Here is an 18143-nt window from a genome sequence, read left to right on the forward strand (position 1 = left end):
AAAAACCAGAGCTATGCTCTGGTTTTCATTTAACGTTGTCTCATTTTTAATCTCAAACGGTTAGCTTTGAATTTGTGCTACAGGCACCGATTTCTTAGCATCCACCCGAATGAAAAACGCCAACACACCCATCGACGCCATAACCCAGAATACGTTGGCTCCCCAATTCTCGTATCCCCAACCACTGAATGTGGTCATTAAAGCAATGAAAGCCCCCAGAGGAATCGCGTTATAAAGCGCCTGAAGTGGCACCATTTTGTTTTGGTCCTGCTTCTGAATAAACTGGATGGCGGCGATATGCGCCATCGCAAATGTCACGCCGTGCAGCAACTGCACCATGATCAGTGCCCAGATTTCCGTAGTGGAAGCCGTCAGACCCCAGCGGGCAAAGACCCCTATCGACGCTGCGACAAACAGCATTCTCAGTGTCCAGCCAATGAACATGCGTTTACTGAATGCAAACACGGTAATTTCAGCGATAACACCCAAACTCCAGAGGTAGCCGATGATGTCAGCCGAAATGCCGGAAGATTTCCAATGCAGCGAGCTAAACGCGTAATACGCGGCATGGCTGCCCTGAATCAGTGAAGCCAGAATCAGGAAACGAACAACAGTGGCATCTTTAAGCAATAACGTTAACTTAGGGCGAACTTTGCTCTCTTCGGTATCCGAAACAGGCAGTACGTTTGGGTTTCTCATGACGAGCAACATAGAAACCGCAATCCCCGCTAATGCGGTATAAAGAATGGCGCTTGGACCATAAATTGCCACCAGATACCCTACAACGGTGGAACCGGCAACAAAGGCAATCGACCCCCACAGACGGGTTCTTCCGTAATCTAAAAGATTTAATCTTGAATAATAGTTTGCCATCGCATCAGTAAGCGGAATGACAGGACCACAACACACATTAAAAAGCACGGTCGCGCCAGCAAGAAGCCAGAAATTACCGCCGACAAACAGGTGAGCAATAATGGCTAGCATGGAAGCGAAAGTGAGCCAGCGCAATGCCGGAATCAGATATTCCACTTTGTGTATGCGAGGCGTCACCACAAGGTTTGAAAAACAACGGCTAGCCAAGCCCAGACCTATCAATACTCCAATGTCCGAGGCTGAAATATCCTGCGATGCAAACCAGATTGCCCAGAAAGGCAAATGCACACCATAGGAAAAGAAAAAGCCAACAAAATACTGAGAGATCCAGCCATAAGGGGAACTGTGGAGCATGAAAAACCTAAAAGAGTCGGAAAAGGCGGGCTATTATCGCAGTTTCACCTCAAACTAAAAGAGAAAAGTTTAGGAGATTTTTCTTCCCTGTTTAACGTTCGTTTCCTCAATTTTGAGCGTCACAGAATCAATCACTTACCGGAATAAAATTGGAACCAAACCCAATTTCCGAACACTCATTAGACCAAAGTCGTCTGGAGCTAAGCACGCTTTTTACCAACACTAAGTGTACGTCATTGTGTTAGAGCTGCCCGCCATGCCCGATAAATTCAATATGCACGCAGCCCCTTTTGATCGGCTGTCTTCACAGGAACAAGAGTCCCTGAGATCATCACTGGATGTTGCTTACTACCGGAAGAATGAGGTGATCCTCAAACCCGGTCAGCAGAACACGTCTTTGCATATTTTGATCAAAGGCGCGGTGGAAGAACGTTCGGGCGACGATGAAGAGATTTTCGCTCACTATGCGAATGACGATTTGTTCGACGTTCGCTCCCAGCTAGAAGGAAACGTCAAACACAAATACGTCGCGCTGGAAGACACCTTAAGTTATTTGCTGCCCAAGTCTGTATTCACCCAGCTTTATCAAAGTAACGACCAGTTTGCCGCGTATTTCGACTCCAATCTATCCAAAAGACAAGCCCTGCTGGAAGCGGCACAAAAGCAGCAAAATCTGGGTGAATTCATTCTGACCAAAGTCGATGACAGCATTTATCATCCGGTGCTTGTGCTTTCACCAGACGAACCTCTTAATGCGGTGACGCGCCTGATGAAAGAGCAGTCCATTGATAGTGCGCTCGTTCAGCTTAACCAAGAAGACCCTAGGCTTGATGCCCCCCCTTCGCCTTACCCCTACGGCATTATCACACGAACCAATATGCTGCATGCTGTCATGCTTGATGACTGCGCTCTGGATACCCCCGTTGGCGACATTGCTACCTATCCGGTTTTTTACGTTGAAGAAGATGACTTCCTGTTCAATGCCATGATCACTATGACGCGTAACCGTATGAAACGCGTGATGGTATGTAACGGCGAACAGCCCGTCGGCATGCTGGACATGACTCAGATTCTGTCGAGTTTTTCTACTCACTCTCATGTGTTGTCCCTCAGCATCGCACGGGCTCAGAGTATTGATGAACTGGCCATAGCCGCAAACCGCCAGCGAAATCTGGTGGAAAGCTTGATCAGTAACGGCATACGCACGAGGTTCGTTATGGAGCTAATCTCAGCCGTCAATGAACAGATCATCGAAAAAGCGTTTCACCTCGTGGTACCGGAAGAAAGACACGAGCAGTGCTGCCTGATTGTTCTCGGCTCCGAAGGACGAGGAGAACAGGTTCTGAAAACCGATCAGGATAACGCGCTGATCATCAAAGATGATGTCGAATGGTCAGACAGTCAGCGCACCATGGATAAGCTCACTCACACCTTACAGCAGCTTGGTTACCCGCTCTGTCCGGGGAACGTGATGGTCAACAACCCAGAATGGGTGAACAGCCAAAGCGGGTGGCAACAGGTGATTTCTCAGTGGATTAAAAAAGGCACTGCAGAGCATGTGATGAAACTGGCGATCATGGCAGATGCCCATGCCGTTGCCGGTAACCGGGATCTGCTTACCCCCATTGCTACGCACATTTCTCAAACCATGAAAAACAACATGCTGGTTCTGCTCGACTTTACGAGACCTGCTTTGCAGTTTTCCCTACCTTTGACTTTGTTTGGCAACGTGAAGAAGAGCAAAGACGGTCTGGATATAAAACGGGGCGGTATTTTCCCCATAGTGCATGGGATACGAGCTTTGACGCTGGAATACGCACTGGAAGAGAAAAACACCTTTGACCGAATTGAAGCGCTGCAGCATAAAAAGATTCTGGAACCGGATACTGCAGACAACCTAAGTGAAGCTCTCAAGCTCTTTTTCAAATTACGCCTGAGCCAGCAGTTGTCGGAGCATCACAGTGGCAACAATATAGAACTACAATTGTTAGACCGCTCAGAGCGGGATTTGCTACGGCACAGCCTGCACGTGGTGAAGAAGTTTAAACAGTGGTTAGGCTACCACTACCAAATCAGAGATTAGGAGCTTAATGAACAGACTAATACGCTGGTGGTGGCATCGAAAACTGAAGGGAAACCCATATCAACAACTCTTCGAAGCGCCTAACAAAACTGAATACGTGTCGCTGGATTGCGAGACCACCAGCCTGGATCCCAACCGCGCCGAACTGGTGACCATTGCGGCGACCAAAATCATCGAAAACCGGATTATCACCAGCCAGCCGTTTTACGTTCGATTAAGAGCCCCCCAATCGTTAGACGCCAATTCCGTGTGTGTGCACAAGATTCGCCATTCTGATCTGGAAGGTGGCATAAGCGAAAAACAGGCAATAGAGGCACTTATTGAGTTCATCGGCAATCGCCCGGTTGTGGGGTATCACATTCGATACGACAAGACGATTCTCGATCTCGCGTGTCGAAAGCATTTGGGGTTCCCTTTACCCAACCCGCTTATTGAAGTGAGCCAGATCTATCATGAAAAGCTTGAGAGACATCTTCCAAACGCCTACTTCGACTTAAGTCTGGATGCCATTTGTAAGCACTTAGGCTTGCCATTACAGGACAATAAGCACGACGCCCTGCAAGATGCCATTTCCGCTGCATTAGTTTATGTACGGCTCAGGTACGGCGATTTACCCGCCCTTACCTCTGCTTATGTGCGTTAATTTGCTCTGCAATTAAAGCCTAGATCCACCTCTCAGTTCTCTAAGTAACCGGCTGCTTATAAAGGCAAAACCACATTTCTCATCCTAAAGTCTAATTGTAGAAAAACTGGGGGTAGCTGAGAGTTAATACCAACCGATTTCCATATCATTTCGGAAATAATGGAACTTGCTGAATTCACAAGGAGAGAGCAATGAGTGAAGCCCACGTTTATCCGGTCAAAGAAAATATTAAAGCTAAGACCCATGCCGATAACGACACTTATCTGGCAATGTACCAACAGTCTGTGACCGACCCAGAGGGCTTTTGGGGCGAGCATGGAAAAATCGTAGATTGGATCAAACCATTCACCAAAGTAAAACAAACCTCTTTCGATACAGGTCATGTCGATATCCGCTGGTTCGAAGACGGGACTCTCAACGTTTCAGCCAACTGTATTGACCGCCACCTTGCTGATCGCGGTGACGAAGTTGCCATTATCTGGGAAGGCGACGACCCAGCCGACGACAAGACACTCACTTTCAATGAACTGCACAAAGAAGTGTGCCGTTTCTCTAACGCGCTGAAAGAACAGGGCGTACGCAAGGGCGATGTGGTCTGCCTGTATATGCCGATGGTGCCTGAAGCAGCCGTTGCTATGTTGGCGTGTACCCGTATTGGTGCCGTTCACACTGTGGTATTTGGCGGCTTCTCTCCAGAAGCACTAGCCGGACGTATTATCGACTCCGACGCAAAAGTGGTGGTAACCGCAGACGAAGGTGTTCGTGGTGGTCGCGCCGTACCTCTGAAGAAAAATGTTGATGAAGCACTGACTAACCCTGATGTGAAAACCATCTCCAAAGTTCTGGTACTGAAACGTACGGGTGGCGATGTTGAATGGCATGAGAAACGCGATGTCTGGTGGCACGAAGCAACTGCTTCAGTATCTGACGACTGCCCACCAGAAGAGATGAGCGCCGAAGACCCGCTGTTCATCCTGTACACTTCCGGTTCAACAGGTAAACCAAAAGGCGTATTGCACACCACAGGTGGCTACTTGGTTTACGCGACAATGACATTTAAGTACGTATTCGATTACCAGCAAGGCGAAACATTCTGGTGTACCGCTGATGTGGGCTGGATTACTGGTCACACTTACCTGATTTACGGACCGCTTTCCAACGGTGCCAAAACCATTCTGTTTGAAGGTGTACCTAACTACCCAAGTACGGCTCGCATGAGTGAAGTAGTCGACAAGCACAACGTTAACATTCTTTACACCGCACCAACTGCCATTCGCGCATTGATGGCAAAAGGCAATGAAGCAGTTGCAGGCACTCACCGAAACAGCCTTCGCATTATGGGATCTGTGGGTGAACCCATTAACCCAGAAGCATGGGAGTGGTACTACAAGACGATCGGCGACGAGAAATCTCCAATTGTCGATACTTGGTGGCAAACGGAGACAGGCGGCATCTTAATCACGCCTCTGCCAGGCGCAACGGAACTGAAACCAGGCTCGGCAACGCGTCCATTCTTCGGCGTTCAGCCAGCTCTTGTAGACAACATGGGCGAGATTGTGGACGGCGCTACCGAAGGTAACCTGGTTATTCTGGATTCCTGGCCAGGTCAGATGCGTACGGTCTATGGCGATCATGAGCGCTTTGAGCAGACTTACTTCTCAACCTTTAAAGGCATGTACTTCACTGGTGACGGCGCACGTCGCGACGAAGACGGCTACTACTGGATCACAGGTCGTGTGGATGACGTACTGAACGTATCTGGTCACCGTATGGGTACGGCAGAGATTGAATCTGCGCTGGTTGCCTTCGACAAGATTGCAGAAGCGGCGATTGTCGGTGTTCCGCATGACATCAAAGGTCAGGCGATATACGCCTACATCACTCTGAACGACGGTGAAATTCCAAGTGCTGAACTTCATAAAGAAGTGAAGAACTGGGTACGTAAAGAAATTGGTCCAATTGCCACGCCAGACGTATTGCACTGGACGGACTCTCTGCCTAAAACGCGCTCTGGTAAGATTATGCGTCGTATTCTTCGTAAAATTGCCACAGGTGACACAGGCAATCTGGGTGATACCTCTACGCTGGCAGACCCAAGTGTGGTGAACAAACTGATAGAAGAAAACCAAAACCTATCTTAATAATTTAATTCCATCTCTTTATCACTTGCCAGACCGGTTTCCGGTCTGGCTTTTTTTATTTTCCACACGCAAGAAAAAGATTTTCCATCAAAGAATTAGATTAGAAAATTATTTGCCACTCACGCAAACAATTCGTGCTACATAGAGAAACCTTCACTCCAACTGCTTGCATAAAATAGCCTTCAATTTTTCGCAGTCATCAGAAATCATGTCTAAGCAGTTATTGAGCTCTATTACTTTTGCAACCGTATGTTTGATCTGGGGAACCACATGGATGGCAATGGAAGTTGCCGTAGAATCCATTCCGCCCATTACCGCTACGGGAATCCGTTTTCTCATTTCGGCACCATTACTGATGGTCATCACGTGCATGATGAAGCAACCTCTGCTTTTCCCAAAAGGGAAACGTAAGTTTATGCTGGCGGTCGCGGTATTCTACTTTGCTATTCCGTTCACCCTGATGATTGTGGGTGAGCAATACATCTCATCCGGGCTTGCTTCGATTATTTTCGCCAATATGCCCATTGCCGTTCTGGTTGTTTCTATGATCAGTTTGTCGCTTCGGCTGGCGGCACACCAGCTATTTGGGCTGGGAATGGCGGTAATTGCGTTATGCCTGATTCTGTCGGGTGAACTGGATATGGGGACGGGTAATGACAATGCTGGTATTGTCGCTTTGATCGTCGCGGTTTTGATTCATGCCGTAATTTACGTATTAACTCAAAAACACGCACAGGGTATCCATGTACTGACCTACAATGCGTTGCCTTCCGGCATAGCTTCGGTTCTGCTGCTGGTGACAGGTTCATTTCTGGAACAGCCTGACTTGCACCACATCTCGGATGAATCGGTTTACGCCGTTGTATATCTTGGGCTGGTGGCAAGCGTGATTGGCATTGTTGCCTACTTTTCACTGAACCAGATGACCTCGCCATTTACGGCTTCTCTTTGTTTCCTGATATTTCCCGTTGTTGCGCTTTTGCTGGATGCGTGGGTAAACGATAACCATCTGTCTGAACTTTCTCAGCAACTTCTGTTGCCACTTTTAGTTGGAATTGTGATCGCAAAAATGCCGCAACTTCCTGAATGGCTTATGTCTCGTACCAGCAAATAACCTTTCCCGGGCTGGTCATTCAAATTGTCTCCTCTCTAGACGAGCCCGGTTTCTTTATCTTCCTCACAAATTTTCTTATCCTTGGCACAAATTTGGCGAGGTTTGACCAGTATTTTGCTGCGAATTGCGCTGAATTGTCTATAATCGACAGTTAATTTGAGCAAGGTGACAAATTTAGCCTCTAAATTTCATCACTGGCTCACAAAATTTGGAATGGCGAATTTTAAGCCCCAGTTAAAGGAAGATAACCTCACGATGGCAACAAAATCACGCATTCTGGTTCTGAACGGTCCTAATATTAATTTGTTAGGTCTACGTGAACCGGCACATTATGGCTCCAAAACTCTGGCGCAGATCATTCAGGATCTTGAATCTCAGGCGAAGTCACTCGATGTCGAGCTAACTCACCTGCAATCCAATCGTGAATACGAACTGATTGAAGCCATCCACGCAGCCATGGGAAATGTGGATTTTATCGTGATCAATCCAGCCGCCTTTACCCACACCAGTGTGGCATTGCGCGACGCATTACTGGGAGTCGACATTCCATTCATTGAAGTGCACCTGTCCAACGTTCACGCTCGTGAACCTTTCCGTCATCATTCTTATCTTGCCGACAAAGCAGTAGGGGTGATTTGTGGACTGGGCGCTCAGGGTTACCAATTCGCATTGGCTGCTGCGGTGAATCATCTGCAGTCAAGCGCTATACCCAAGTAACCCCAAGAGGCAGGATTCAGAGCAACATATTCTGTTTCAATTCAAGGAAAAGAACGCAGCGGAATGACAAGTCATTTCCAAGTTCTTTGACGATGAAGTGGAGCAGAATATGAGCTCCCAAGGGCGAGTTTAATTGGCTTTTATGCTTCGTTACCGATTCTTGATTTAGACCCACTAGATCTTCAAATCGGTGTCTTGCCTAAAAGCCAATTAAATCTCGCTGAACCGAGCATCTTGAGGTTACTTGGGTATATTAATGACACAGAAAACTCTCTCCAGTGAGAGTCACCTAATTTGAGAAAGAGAAGATAAGATGGATATTCGTAAAATTAAGAAGCTGATTGAGTTAGTGGAAGAATCTGGCATCGCAGAGCTTGAAATCTCTGAAGGTGAAGAGTCAGTACGCATCAGTCGCTCAGGTCCGGCACCAGTTGCTGCGGCTCCAGTTCAATACGCAGCGGCGCCAGCTCCAGTTGCAACGGCGGCTCCGGCAGCAGCGCCTGCTCCAGCAGCAGCGGCAGAAGCACCAGAAGCCAGCGTACCAGCAGGTCACCAAGTTCTTTCTCCAATGGTAGGCACTTTCTACCGTTCCCCAAGCCCAGACGCTAAATCATTCGTTGAAGTCGGTCAGAGCGTAAACGCTGGCGACACGCTTTGCATTGTTGAAGCGATGAAAATGATGAACCAAATCGAAGCAGATAAATCTGGCGTAGTTACAGCAATCCTAGTGGAAGACGGTCAACCTGTTGAATTTGACCAACCGCTAGTTGTTATCGAATAACAGAGGCTGACTTTATGCTAGATAAATTAGTCATCGCGAACCGAGGTGAAATTGCACTTCGTATCCTTCGCGCATGTAAAGAGCTAGGTATTAAAACGGTTGCGGTTCACTCTACAGCTGACCGCGATTTAAAACACGTCTTGTTGGCCGACGAATCCATCTGTATCGGTCCTGCTCGCGGTATCGACAGCTACCTGAACATTCCCCGCATCATTTCTGCGGCGGAAGTAACAGGGGCTATCGCCATTCACCCTGGCTACGGTTTCCTGTCTGAAAACGCGGATTTTGCTGAACAAGTAGAACGCAGCGGTTTCATTTTTGTTGGTCCTAAAGCAGACACTATTCGCATGATGGGCGACAAAGTATCGGCTATCACCGCGATGAAAAAAGCGGGCGTACCTTGTGTACCGGGATCTGACGGTCCACTGGACGACGACGAGTCTAAGAACAAAGCACACGCAAAACGCATTGGTTACCCAGTAATCATCAAAGCGTCTGGCGGCGGCGGTGGTCGTGGTATGCGCGTGGTTCGCAACGAAGGCGAGCTTATTGAAGCGATTGCCATGACCCGTGCGGAAGCAAAAGCAGCATTCAACAACGACATGGTTTACATGGAGAAATTCCTGGAAAACCCACGTCACGTTGAAGTTCAGGTTATTGCTGACGGTCAAGGCGGTGCAATCCACCTGGGTGAGCGTGACTGTTCAATGCAGCGTCGTCACCAGAAAGTGGTGGAAGAAGCGCCAGCACCGGGTATTACTGCTGAAATGCGTAAGTACATTGGTGAGCGTTGTACACGTGCATGTCTGGAAATCGGCTACCGCGGTGCAGGTACATTCGAATTCCTGTACGAAAACGGCGAGTTCTACTTCATTGAAATGAACACCCGTATTCAGGTAGAGCATCCGGTAACTGAAATGGTTACTGGCGTTGACCTCATCAAAGAGCAGCTTCGTGTTGCTGCGGGTCAGCCTCTGTCTTACACGCAGGATGACATCAAGATCAGCGGTCACGCGGTTGAGTGTCGTATCAACGCAGAAGACCCAGAGCGCTTCCTACCATCACCAGGTAAGATCGAGCGTTTCCACGCACCTGGCGGCATGGGCGTACGTTGGGAATCGCACATCTACACCGGTTACTCAGTACCACCTCATTACGATTCAATGATTGGTAAGCTGATCACCTTCGGTGAAAACCGCGATGTGGCGATTGCTCGTATGAAGAACGCATTGGGCGAAATGATCGTAGAAGGCATCAAAACTAACGTGCCGCTACAAGAAATGATCATGAATGACGAGAACTTCCAGCACGGTGGAGCTAACATCCACTACCTAGAGAAGAAACTCGGTCTTCAGTAAACCCTGAATCGCTGAACTGTTTAAGAACCACTCCCCGCGCTTAATCGGCGCGGGGAGTGTTTTTTTTGTGCAAATCGGCTAGACTCCCCCACCAAAATCAATACGACGAAAAAGGTGCATTCCAATGCCTTGGATTCAAATCAAGCTCAATGCGAGTGACAAGAACGCCGAACGGATCAGCGACATGCTGATGGAAGAAACAGGCGCACTGTCTGTAACCTTTTTGGATGCTAAAGATACCCCGATATTTGAGCCTCTACCGGGCGAGACGCGCCTTTGGGGAGAAACGGACATCGTTGCCCTTTACGATGCGGAAATCGACGCTAAGCAGGTTCTGGCGCAAATCAGTGCTAGTGGCTTACTGGAAGAAGGCTTCGCCCACAAAGTGGAACAGTTGGAAGACAAAGACTGGGAACGCGAGTGGATGGAAAACTTCCACCCAATGCAGTTTGGCAAACGCCTGTGGATTTGCCCGAGCTGGCGCGACATTCCTGACCCGACTGCGGTCAACGTGATGTTGGATCCAGGTCTGGCATTTGGTACGGGAACGCACCCTACCACTTCACTGTGCCTAGAATGGCTGGATGGATTGGATCTTGAAGGCAAAACCGTCATCGACTTTGGCTGCGGTTCCGGCATCTTAGCGATCGCTGCGATAAAGCTGGGAGCAAGCAAGGTCATCGGTATTGACATCGATCCACAAGCCATTCAGGCATCCAGAGCAAACGCTGAACGAAATGGCGTTGCTGAACAACTAGAATTGTTCCTGCCACAAGACCAGCCAGATAACCTTGTCGCCGATGTTGTCGTCGCCAATATTCTCGCAGGTCCACTTCGTGAGCTCTCGGGTGTCATTAAAGGACTGATCAAACCTGAAGGCATGCTCGCCATGTCTGGTGTGTTAGATACACAGGCAGAAGACGTCGCAAACTATTACCGTGATGAACTGAACATCGATCCGATTGTAGAACAATCAGAATGGTGCCGAATCTCGGGTAAGAAAAAAGCATAAAAGCAAGTGAAAGTAAGCGCTTCAACGCTAATTGACTGAAATTTGGGCATTTTCAAAAACAAATTGTAAATGCTCAAAAATTAAGCTTTTCTCTTTGCGAAAAAATGCGTAAAATGCGCGCCCTTGCTGGTATAGAACTGTGTCGTTGTTTTGAAAATCGGAAACTATCAACTTGAGAACAATCTGATCGTCGCGCCTATGGCAGGTGTTACCGATAGACCATTCAGAGAGTTGTGTCTTCGATACGGAGCTGGATTAGCCGTCAGTGAAATGATGTCGTCTAATCCAAAGGTCTGGAAAACAGCGAAATCCCAACAGCGCATGGTACATGAGGGCGAATCGGGCATTCGCTCTGTACAGATTGCCGGGGCAGATCCCCAGCAGATGGCAGAAGCCGCACAATATAATGTCGAGAACGGTGCACAGATCATCGACATCAATATGGGCTGCCCTGCTAAGAAAGTGAATAAGAAGCTTGCCGGATCGGCGTTGCTGCAACACCCGGACATAATCGAAAAGATTCTGACCGCTGTAGTGAACGCTGTAGATGTCCCTGTGACACTAAAAACCCGTACAGGCTGGAACACAGACAATAAAAACTGTGTCCAAATCGCTAAAATGGCCGAAGACTGCGGCATTCAGGCACTAGCCCTACATGGGCGTACACGAGCTTGTATGTACAAAGGCGAGGCAGAATACGACAGCATCAAAGCGGCTAAGGCGGCTGTTTCAATACCGGTTATCGCTAACGGTGATATCGATAGCCCAGAAAAAGCCAAATACGTACTGGAGTACACCGGTGCAGACGCTTTGATGATTGGACGCCCTGCCCAGGGACGTCCGTGGATTTTTCAGGAAATCCACCACTATTTGGAAAACGGCAGCACTATGCCTTCGCTTCCAACCGAGGAAGTGAAAGACATCATGCTTGGTCATGTGAACGCTCTTCATGAATTTTATGGCGAGTTTTTGGGTCCCCGCATTGCGCGTAAACACGTAGGCTGGTATCTGAAAGAACATGAGCAGGCGAGTGAGTTTCGCCGTACCTTCAACGCGATAGAAGTAGCCGAGCTGCAACTTGAAGCGCTAGAAGGTTATTTTGATAACGTTGCATCATAATTACAGAAAAGAGCTAGACCGAATATGTTCGAACAAAATCTGACTTCCGAAGCATTGACAGTAACTACAGTGACCTCTCAAGACCAGATCACTCAAAAGCCATTACGTGACTCTGTAAAAGCGTCTCTTAAAAACTACCTTGCTCAACTTAATGGCCAGGAAGTCAATGACCTGTACGAATTAGTATTGGCAGAAGTTGAACAGCCACTACTAGACACTATCATGCAGTACACTCGCGGTAACCAAACTCGCGCAGCAACCATGATGGGTATCAACCGCGGTACGCTTCGTAAGAAACTGAAAAAATACGGCATGAACTAATCAACCGATTGGTTTAAATCGAATTTTTAAAGCCCTAACCTTCTGGTCAGGGCTTTTTTATTTCTTTTTGAATCCTCTGAACTTGCACAAAAACATTCCCAATTAGCTCAATATATTTCACACCAAGCCTGCTTTTTACACCTACCTCATCAGAAATTCCCATCATTGTGGTTTTATGCGCCTTTGGTCGAATTTATAACTGCAGCTCATTCAATATACTGAATTTAAACGTTAACGTATTTTTAACAATCTAAGCAGACGGAACTTAGGCTGTTGAACAAATAACTACAACAACACCACCAAGACGCACTCATCGACGAAAGGACTGTCGTTATGAATAGATTTAGCTTGCGCAACGTATCCATTAAAACTCGGCTGTACATCATGACCTTAAGTATCGCGGTGTTAATGTTGGCGCCACTTTCCTACATTAAATACGCGTATTACGGCGATCTGATTGAAGCGAAACAGGTCAAAACCCGACATCTGGTCGAATCCGCTCATAGCCTTATCAGCCACTTCTACCAACTTGAAACTGACGGCGCTCTTAGCCGATCTGAGGCTCAGGAACAAGCTAAGGCTGCACTGAATAAACTCCGATATGAAGAGAACGACTACTTTTGGGTTAACGATACTCGCCCTTATATGGTGAATCACCCCATAAAGCCACAGTTGAACGGTAAAGATTTATCCGGCGTGAAAGACCCGACTGGCAAAGTTTTATTTGTTGAGTTTGTCAACGAAGTCAAACGCAACAACGGAGGGGGTTTCGTAAACTACATGTGGCCAAAACCGGGATCAGATGTCGACATCGAAAAGCTCTCTTACGTGAAACTTCACCAGCCTTGGGGTTGGATAGTGGGCAGTGGTGTGTATATCGATGACATAGATGCCCTTTTCTGGGAGCGAGCCAAATCGACGCTTTTGATCATCATTGCGTGCATCATTGGAATGGGATTTATAGCGACTTGGTTTGGACTCAGCATCACCAAGCCATGTGAAGAGACAGAATACGCTCTTAATGATATTGCAGAGGGAGACGGTGACCTCACCAAAGCCTTACCCGCTAAAGGCAAAGATGAGCTAAGCCACATTGCCGCGGCTTTTAACCTTTTCACTCAGAAAATTCGCACCATAGTGACCGATATGGTTCCGGTGGGAGACGGCATCACCAGTGCCGCTACCCAACTGAATCAGGTCGCGTCTGAAGCATCGATCAAAGCAGGAGAACAGCACCAATCTGTGGATACCGTTGCTTCTGCTATGGATGAACTGCATGTAAGCAATCAGGAAGTTGCAACCTCAGCATCTTCAGCTGCCGATGCAGCAGAGCAGGCAGCCAAGCTGGGTCAGCAGGGTGTGCAAGTCATCGATAGTGCCACCAACCATATGACGTCACTGACTGAGCTTCTGACAGAAACAGAGCAAAGTACGCAGCAACTAGCGCAAGACTCAGAAACCGTCAGCACCGTTCTGGATGTTATCCGCGGCATTGCCGAACAAACCAATTTACTGGCATTGAATGCCGCAATCGAAGCGGCTCGAGCAGGTGAACAAGGACGAGGCTTTGCTGTCGTAGCCGATGAGGTGCGTACATTGGCAACCCGCACCCAGGCAAGCACCGATGAGATTGAGCAAATTGTGTCAAACCTTCAGGCAAGAGCAAAAACCGTCACCTCAGCAATGGAGAAAACTCAAACCCAGTCGAGCGCGACGCATGAACAAGCGCAGCATGCCCGAGCTACCTTAGCCGATATTGGTCAGCAAATTACTCATATTCTGGAGTTGAACCAGCAGATTGCGGATTCGAGTGCCCAACAGACACTCGCAACAGAAGAAATCAGCAAAAATCTGGTCCTCATTTCTGAAAACAGTGACCAGTCGGCTGCGCAAGCAACACAGGTAGCACAAGCCAGCGAAGCCCTGCTAAGCAATGGACAGGAACTACAAAACATCATCAGGAATTTCAAAGTCTGATTTTAACTTCCCTCAAACGCCGCGAAATGCGGCGTTTTTTGTTATTGCTCACAAGCTGAAACTTGCTTTTCGTTTTTCACACTGTTCGTGACTTGTATCAATTTAATTTCATATCAATTTAATGAGAATGATTATCGAATACATTTAGTCACTGATGGAGAATCCCATGAAAGCCGCTGTGGTGAATGAGTTTAAAGGACCTTTAGTTATCAAAGACATCCCGCTTCCAAATGTAAAAGCGCGTGATGTTCTCGTCAAAATACACGCGTGTGGCGTGTGTCATACCGATTTACATGCCTGTCATGGCGACTGGCCAGTGAAGCCTAAAATGCCGCTGGTTCCCGGTCATGAGGGTGTGGGGGAAATTGTCGAAGTCGGCAGTGAAATCAAACACCTGAAAGTGGGAGACCGAGTGGGTATCCCTTGGTTGTACAGTGCCTGTGGGCATTGTGACTACTGCTTAGAAGGGCAAGAAACCCTCTGTTTAGATCAACACAACGCTGGCTACTCTGTGGATGGTGGTTACGCTGAATACTGCCTGGCACATGGCGAATATGCCGTAAAAATCCCAGACGGAATCAGCTACGTCGATGCCGCACCTCTCTTCTGTGCTGGCGTAACCACATACAAAGCTCTCAAAGTCACAGACGTTAAGCCAGGTCAATGGGTAGCGATTGTCGGAGCTGGCGGGCTGGGTCATTTAGCCATTCAATACGCTGCAGCTATGGGTATGAACGTCATAGCGGTGGACACCGGTGAGGAAAAGCTGGCATTAGCCAAAGAACTCGGGGCAACACACTGCATCGACTTTATGCAGCAAAAGCCTTCAGAAGTGATTCATGAACTGGTTGGTGGCGTACACGGTGTCGTGTGTACTGCTGTTTCAAAACCTGCGTTCCAGGAAGCATACAAAGCCATTCGCCGCGGAGGAGCTTGCGTCCTCGTCGGTCTTCCACCAGAAGAAATGCCCATCCCAATTTTTGATACGGTGCTGAACGGCGTCAAAGTAATTGGTTCTATTGTTGGAACTCGTAAGGACCTTCAGGAATGCCTGCAATTTGCTGCCGAAGGCAAAGTCAAAGCCATTACCGAAGTGAAACACCTCGAAGACATTAACGACATCTTTGCTGATATGGAGAAAGGTGAAATTAATGGGCGAATCGTAATGGAACTGGCATAGTTCGCGTTAAGCATTAAAAACTGTAAGGGCAGCCATGACTGCCCTTTTCTTTCCAATTTAAAAAATCACTCGTTATCTATCTTCACAGCACTTTTCGCCACCGTGCACTTCTTCGCCAGCGAGTGCTTCGAGAATGGAACAATGACTGGCATCGTCATCCACTTCACCACAACAGGCATCGTTGATTTTTTCTAGTGCACTTCGAATGCGGGTAAGCTCATGGATTTTCTCGTCGATGAGTTCAAGTTTCGCCGTGGTTATCGATTTGACTTCCGCACAACTGTGTTCAGTGGCTTCCAGCTTTATCTCCAGAAGTTCTTTGATCTCATCAAGACTTAACCCCAGAGACTTAGATTTCAGAATGAAGAGCACCTGTTGCTGGTTCTTATCATCATAAAGCCGATAACCCGATTCACTTCGTCCTGCAGGCGCAATCAGCTGGTTCTTCTCATAAAAGCGAAGTGTATCCGTACTCACGCCACATCTTTTGGCTAACTCACCAATCTGAAACATGTTTTTTTAACCTTATCTTTACGAAATCGGCGTCAAAATCCGATTTTCACAATTATTTTTGTGACGCCAAACGATTGCGCGAGCTTTTTTGTAATAATTTAGTTAGAATACGCGCCATCAAATTTCGAGTTGAAATTAAAGCACTGACCAGCCAAAGGTCTTTACCAAAACTGGCCAAATTTGTCGCTCTGCTTCCCTTTCATAGTAAGGGGATAGCATCTTGGATGATACGATTATTTTTCTGGATTGAGCGTACAAACCTGTTCATTTTTGGCAAATATCTTTAGTTTATTTTTTACACATTAACTCTGTGAATTTGAGGAAGATGGAAGCAATGAATAACGCTCGTCCAATTCGCCGCGCTCTTATCAGCGTATCAGACAAAACTGGTATCGTTGAGTTTGCAAAATCCCTTGCCGACCGTGGTGTCGATATCCTTTCTACTGGCGGTACTGCTCGCCTGCTTGCCGAACAAGGCATCTCTGTAACTGAAGTATCAGACTACACTGGCTTCCCTGAGATGATGGACGGTCGCGTAAAAACTCTTCATCCAAAAGTTCACGGTGGTGTGCTTGGTCGTCGCGGTCAAGATGACGACATCATGGCAACACACGGCATCAACCCAATCGATATGGTAGTAGTGAACCTATACCCATTTGCTGAAACCGTAGCAAAAGAAGGTTGTACGCTGGAAGATGCAGTAGAAAACATCGATATCGGTGGTCCAACTATGGTGCGTTCTGCGGCGAAAAACCACAAAGACGTCACTATCGTTGTTAACGCTGGCGATTATGACCGCGTAATTGCAGAAATGGACGCGAACGACAAGTCTCTGACTCTGGAAACGCGTTTTGATCTCGCTATCGCAGCATTCGAACACACAGCTTCTTACGACGGCATGATCGCTAACTACTTCGGCACTATGGTTCCATCTTACGGTGAGAACAAAGAAGGTGACGAAGAGAGCAAATTCCCTCGTACTTTCAATCAGCAGTTCGAGAAGAAACAAGACATGCGCTATGGTGAGAACAGCCACCAAGCGGCAGCTTTCTACGTTGAAGCGAACCCAGAAGAAGCGTCTGTTTCTACTGCTCGCCAAATTCAAGGTAAAGCGCTTTCTTACAACAACATCGCAGACACTGACGCAGCACTTGAGTGTGTGAAAGAGTTCGACGAGCCAGCATGTGTGATTGTTAAGCACGCTAACCCGTGTGGTGTAGCGCTAGGCGAAAACATCTTAGAAGCGTACAACCGCGCATACCAGACTGACCCAACATCTGCATTCGGCGGTATCATCGCATTCAACAAAGAACTGGACGCAGAAACGGCATCTGCCATTGTTGAGCGTCAGTTTGTTGAAGTGATCATCGCTCCAAAAGTTTCTGCAGCAGCAGTTGAAGTGGTTGCAGCGAAGAAAAACGTTCGCCTTCTTGAGTGTGGTGAGTGGACAGCTAAGACAACGGGCTTCGACGTGAAACGCGTCAATGGCGGTCTTCTGGTTCAAGACCGTGACCAAGGTATGGTAACGCTGGATGATTTGAAAGTTGTCTCCAAGCGTCAGCCAACCGATGAAGAACTAAAAGACGCACTGTTCTGCTGGAAAGTGGCTAAGTTCGTTAAATCCAACGCTATCGTATACGCAAAAGGCGACATGACGATTGGTGTGGGCGCAGGTCAAATGAGCCGCGTTTACTCAGCGAAGATTGCGGGCATCAAAGCAGCAGACGAAGGTTTGGAAGTCGCTGGCAGTGTTATGGCATCTGACGCATTCTTCCCATTCCGCGATGGCATCGATGCGGCTGCAGAAGCGGGCATTAAGTGTGTGATTCAACCAGGTGGCTCAATGCGTGATGACGAAGTTATCGCCGCCGCTGACGAACACGGCATGGCGATGATCTTTACGGGCATGCGTCACTTCCGTCACTAATTTCGCTAAGAGGCACTCCAGAGTGCCTCT

The 18143-nt window shown here is 47.8% G+C and carries 15 protein-coding genes; 13 read left to right on the forward strand and 2 right to left on the reverse strand.

Features of this window, described 5'->3' with window-relative positions; genetic code table 11:
- Positions 1 to 60: 60 nt before the first annotated feature.
- Entirely contained in the window at positions 61 to 1227 is a 1167-nt protein-coding gene (locus INR79_RS16850; protein ID WP_223095215.1) for a 3-phenylpropionate MFS transporter, read from the reverse strand.
- A gap of 256 nt (positions 1228 to 1483) precedes the next feature.
- On the opposite strand from INR79_RS16850, the gene INR79_RS16855 reads away from it, so the two are divergent.
- The 12 genes from INR79_RS16855 (at position 1484) to adhP (ending at position 15673) form a co-directional block, all read left to right on the forward strand.
- The gene (locus tag INR79_RS16855; protein WP_223095217.1) at positions 1484 to 3310 is read left to right on the forward strand and encodes a DUF294 nucleotidyltransferase-like domain-containing protein; all 1827 of its coding nucleotides are present in this window, start codon (positions 1484 to 1486) and stop codon (positions 3308 to 3310) included.
- A gap of 7 nt (positions 3311 to 3317) precedes the next feature.
- On the forward strand, positions 3318 to 3953 hold the full coding sequence (locus INR79_RS16860) for a 3'-5' exonuclease (protein ID WP_200766520.1): 636 nt from the start codon (positions 3318 to 3320) through the stop codon (positions 3951 to 3953).
- Between the two features lie 191 nt (positions 3954 to 4144).
- Complete coding sequence (gene acs / locus INR79_RS16865; RefSeq protein WP_223095219.1) at positions 4145 to 6094, forward strand: acetate--CoA ligase; 1950 nt, start codon at positions 4145 to 4147, stop codon at positions 6092 to 6094.
- Positions 6095 to 6302: 208 nt separating this feature from the next.
- Complete coding sequence (locus tag INR79_RS16870; RefSeq protein WP_223095221.1) at positions 6303 to 7208, forward strand: DMT family transporter; 906 nt, start codon at positions 6303 to 6305, stop codon at positions 7206 to 7208.
- A 255-nt stretch (positions 7209 to 7463) separates the two neighbouring features.
- Positions 7464 to 7925 (forward strand): type II 3-dehydroquinate dehydratase, encoded by a 462-nt coding sequence (gene aroQ / locus INR79_RS16875; RefSeq protein WP_022608005.1) that lies wholly within the window; start codon positions 7464 to 7466, stop codon positions 7923 to 7925.
- Positions 7926 to 8238: 313 nt separating this feature from the next.
- On the forward strand, positions 8239 to 8706 hold the full coding sequence (accB, locus tag INR79_RS16880; RefSeq protein ID WP_223095223.1) for an acetyl-CoA carboxylase biotin carboxyl carrier protein: 468 nt from the start codon (positions 8239 to 8241) through the stop codon (positions 8704 to 8706).
- Positions 8707 to 8720: 14 nt separating this feature from the next.
- A complete protein-coding gene (accC, locus tag INR79_RS16885) occupies positions 8721 to 10064 on the forward strand; it encodes an acetyl-CoA carboxylase biotin carboxylase subunit (RefSeq protein WP_004402024.1) in 1344 nt (447 codons plus the stop codon).
- Between the two features lie 124 nt (positions 10065 to 10188).
- Complete coding sequence (gene prmA, locus INR79_RS16890; protein ID WP_223095225.1) at positions 10189 to 11076, forward strand: 50S ribosomal protein L11 methyltransferase; 888 nt, start codon at positions 10189 to 10191, stop codon at positions 11074 to 11076.
- Between the two features lie 150 nt (positions 11077 to 11226).
- Positions 11227 to 12195 (forward strand): tRNA dihydrouridine synthase DusB, encoded by a 969-nt coding sequence (gene dusB, locus INR79_RS16895; RefSeq protein ID WP_200766516.1) that lies wholly within the window; start codon positions 11227 to 11229, stop codon positions 12193 to 12195.
- Positions 12196 to 12219: 24 nt separating this feature from the next.
- Complete coding sequence (fis, locus tag INR79_RS16900; RefSeq protein ID WP_002542007.1) at positions 12220 to 12516, forward strand: DNA-binding transcriptional regulator Fis; 297 nt, start codon at positions 12220 to 12222, stop codon at positions 12514 to 12516.
- A 333-nt stretch (positions 12517 to 12849) separates the two neighbouring features.
- Positions 12850 to 14493: a methyl-accepting chemotaxis protein gene (locus INR79_RS16905; RefSeq protein ID WP_223095228.1), complete on the forward strand. Its 1644-nt coding sequence runs from the start codon at positions 12850 to 12852 to the stop codon at positions 14491 to 14493.
- Between the two features lie 166 nt (positions 14494 to 14659).
- Positions 14660 to 15673 (forward strand): alcohol dehydrogenase AdhP, encoded by a 1014-nt coding sequence (adhP, locus tag INR79_RS16910; RefSeq protein WP_022551800.1) that lies wholly within the window; start codon positions 14660 to 14662, stop codon positions 15671 to 15673.
- Positions 15674 to 15745: 72 nt separating this feature from the next.
- Here adhP and zntR read toward each other — a convergent pair whose 3' ends face one another.
- Complete coding sequence (zntR, locus tag INR79_RS16915) at positions 15746 to 16186, reverse strand: Zn(2+)-responsive transcriptional regulator (RefSeq protein ID WP_004402049.1); 441 nt, start codon at positions 16184 to 16186, stop codon at positions 15746 to 15748.
- Between the two features lie 334 nt (positions 16187 to 16520).
- On the opposite strand from zntR, the gene purH reads away from it, so the two are divergent.
- The gene (gene purH / locus INR79_RS16920; RefSeq protein ID WP_223095230.1) at positions 16521 to 18113 is read left to right on the forward strand and encodes a bifunctional phosphoribosylaminoimidazolecarboxamide formyltransferase/IMP cyclohydrolase; all 1593 of its coding nucleotides are present in this window, start codon (positions 16521 to 16523) and stop codon (positions 18111 to 18113) included.
- Positions 18114 to 18143 lie beyond the last annotated feature (30 nt).

It is taken from the genome of Vibrio sp. SCSIO 43132 (assembly GCF_019904195.1).
Lineage (GTDB): Bacteria > Pseudomonadota > Gammaproteobacteria > Enterobacterales > Vibrionaceae > Vibrio > Vibrio nigripulchritudo.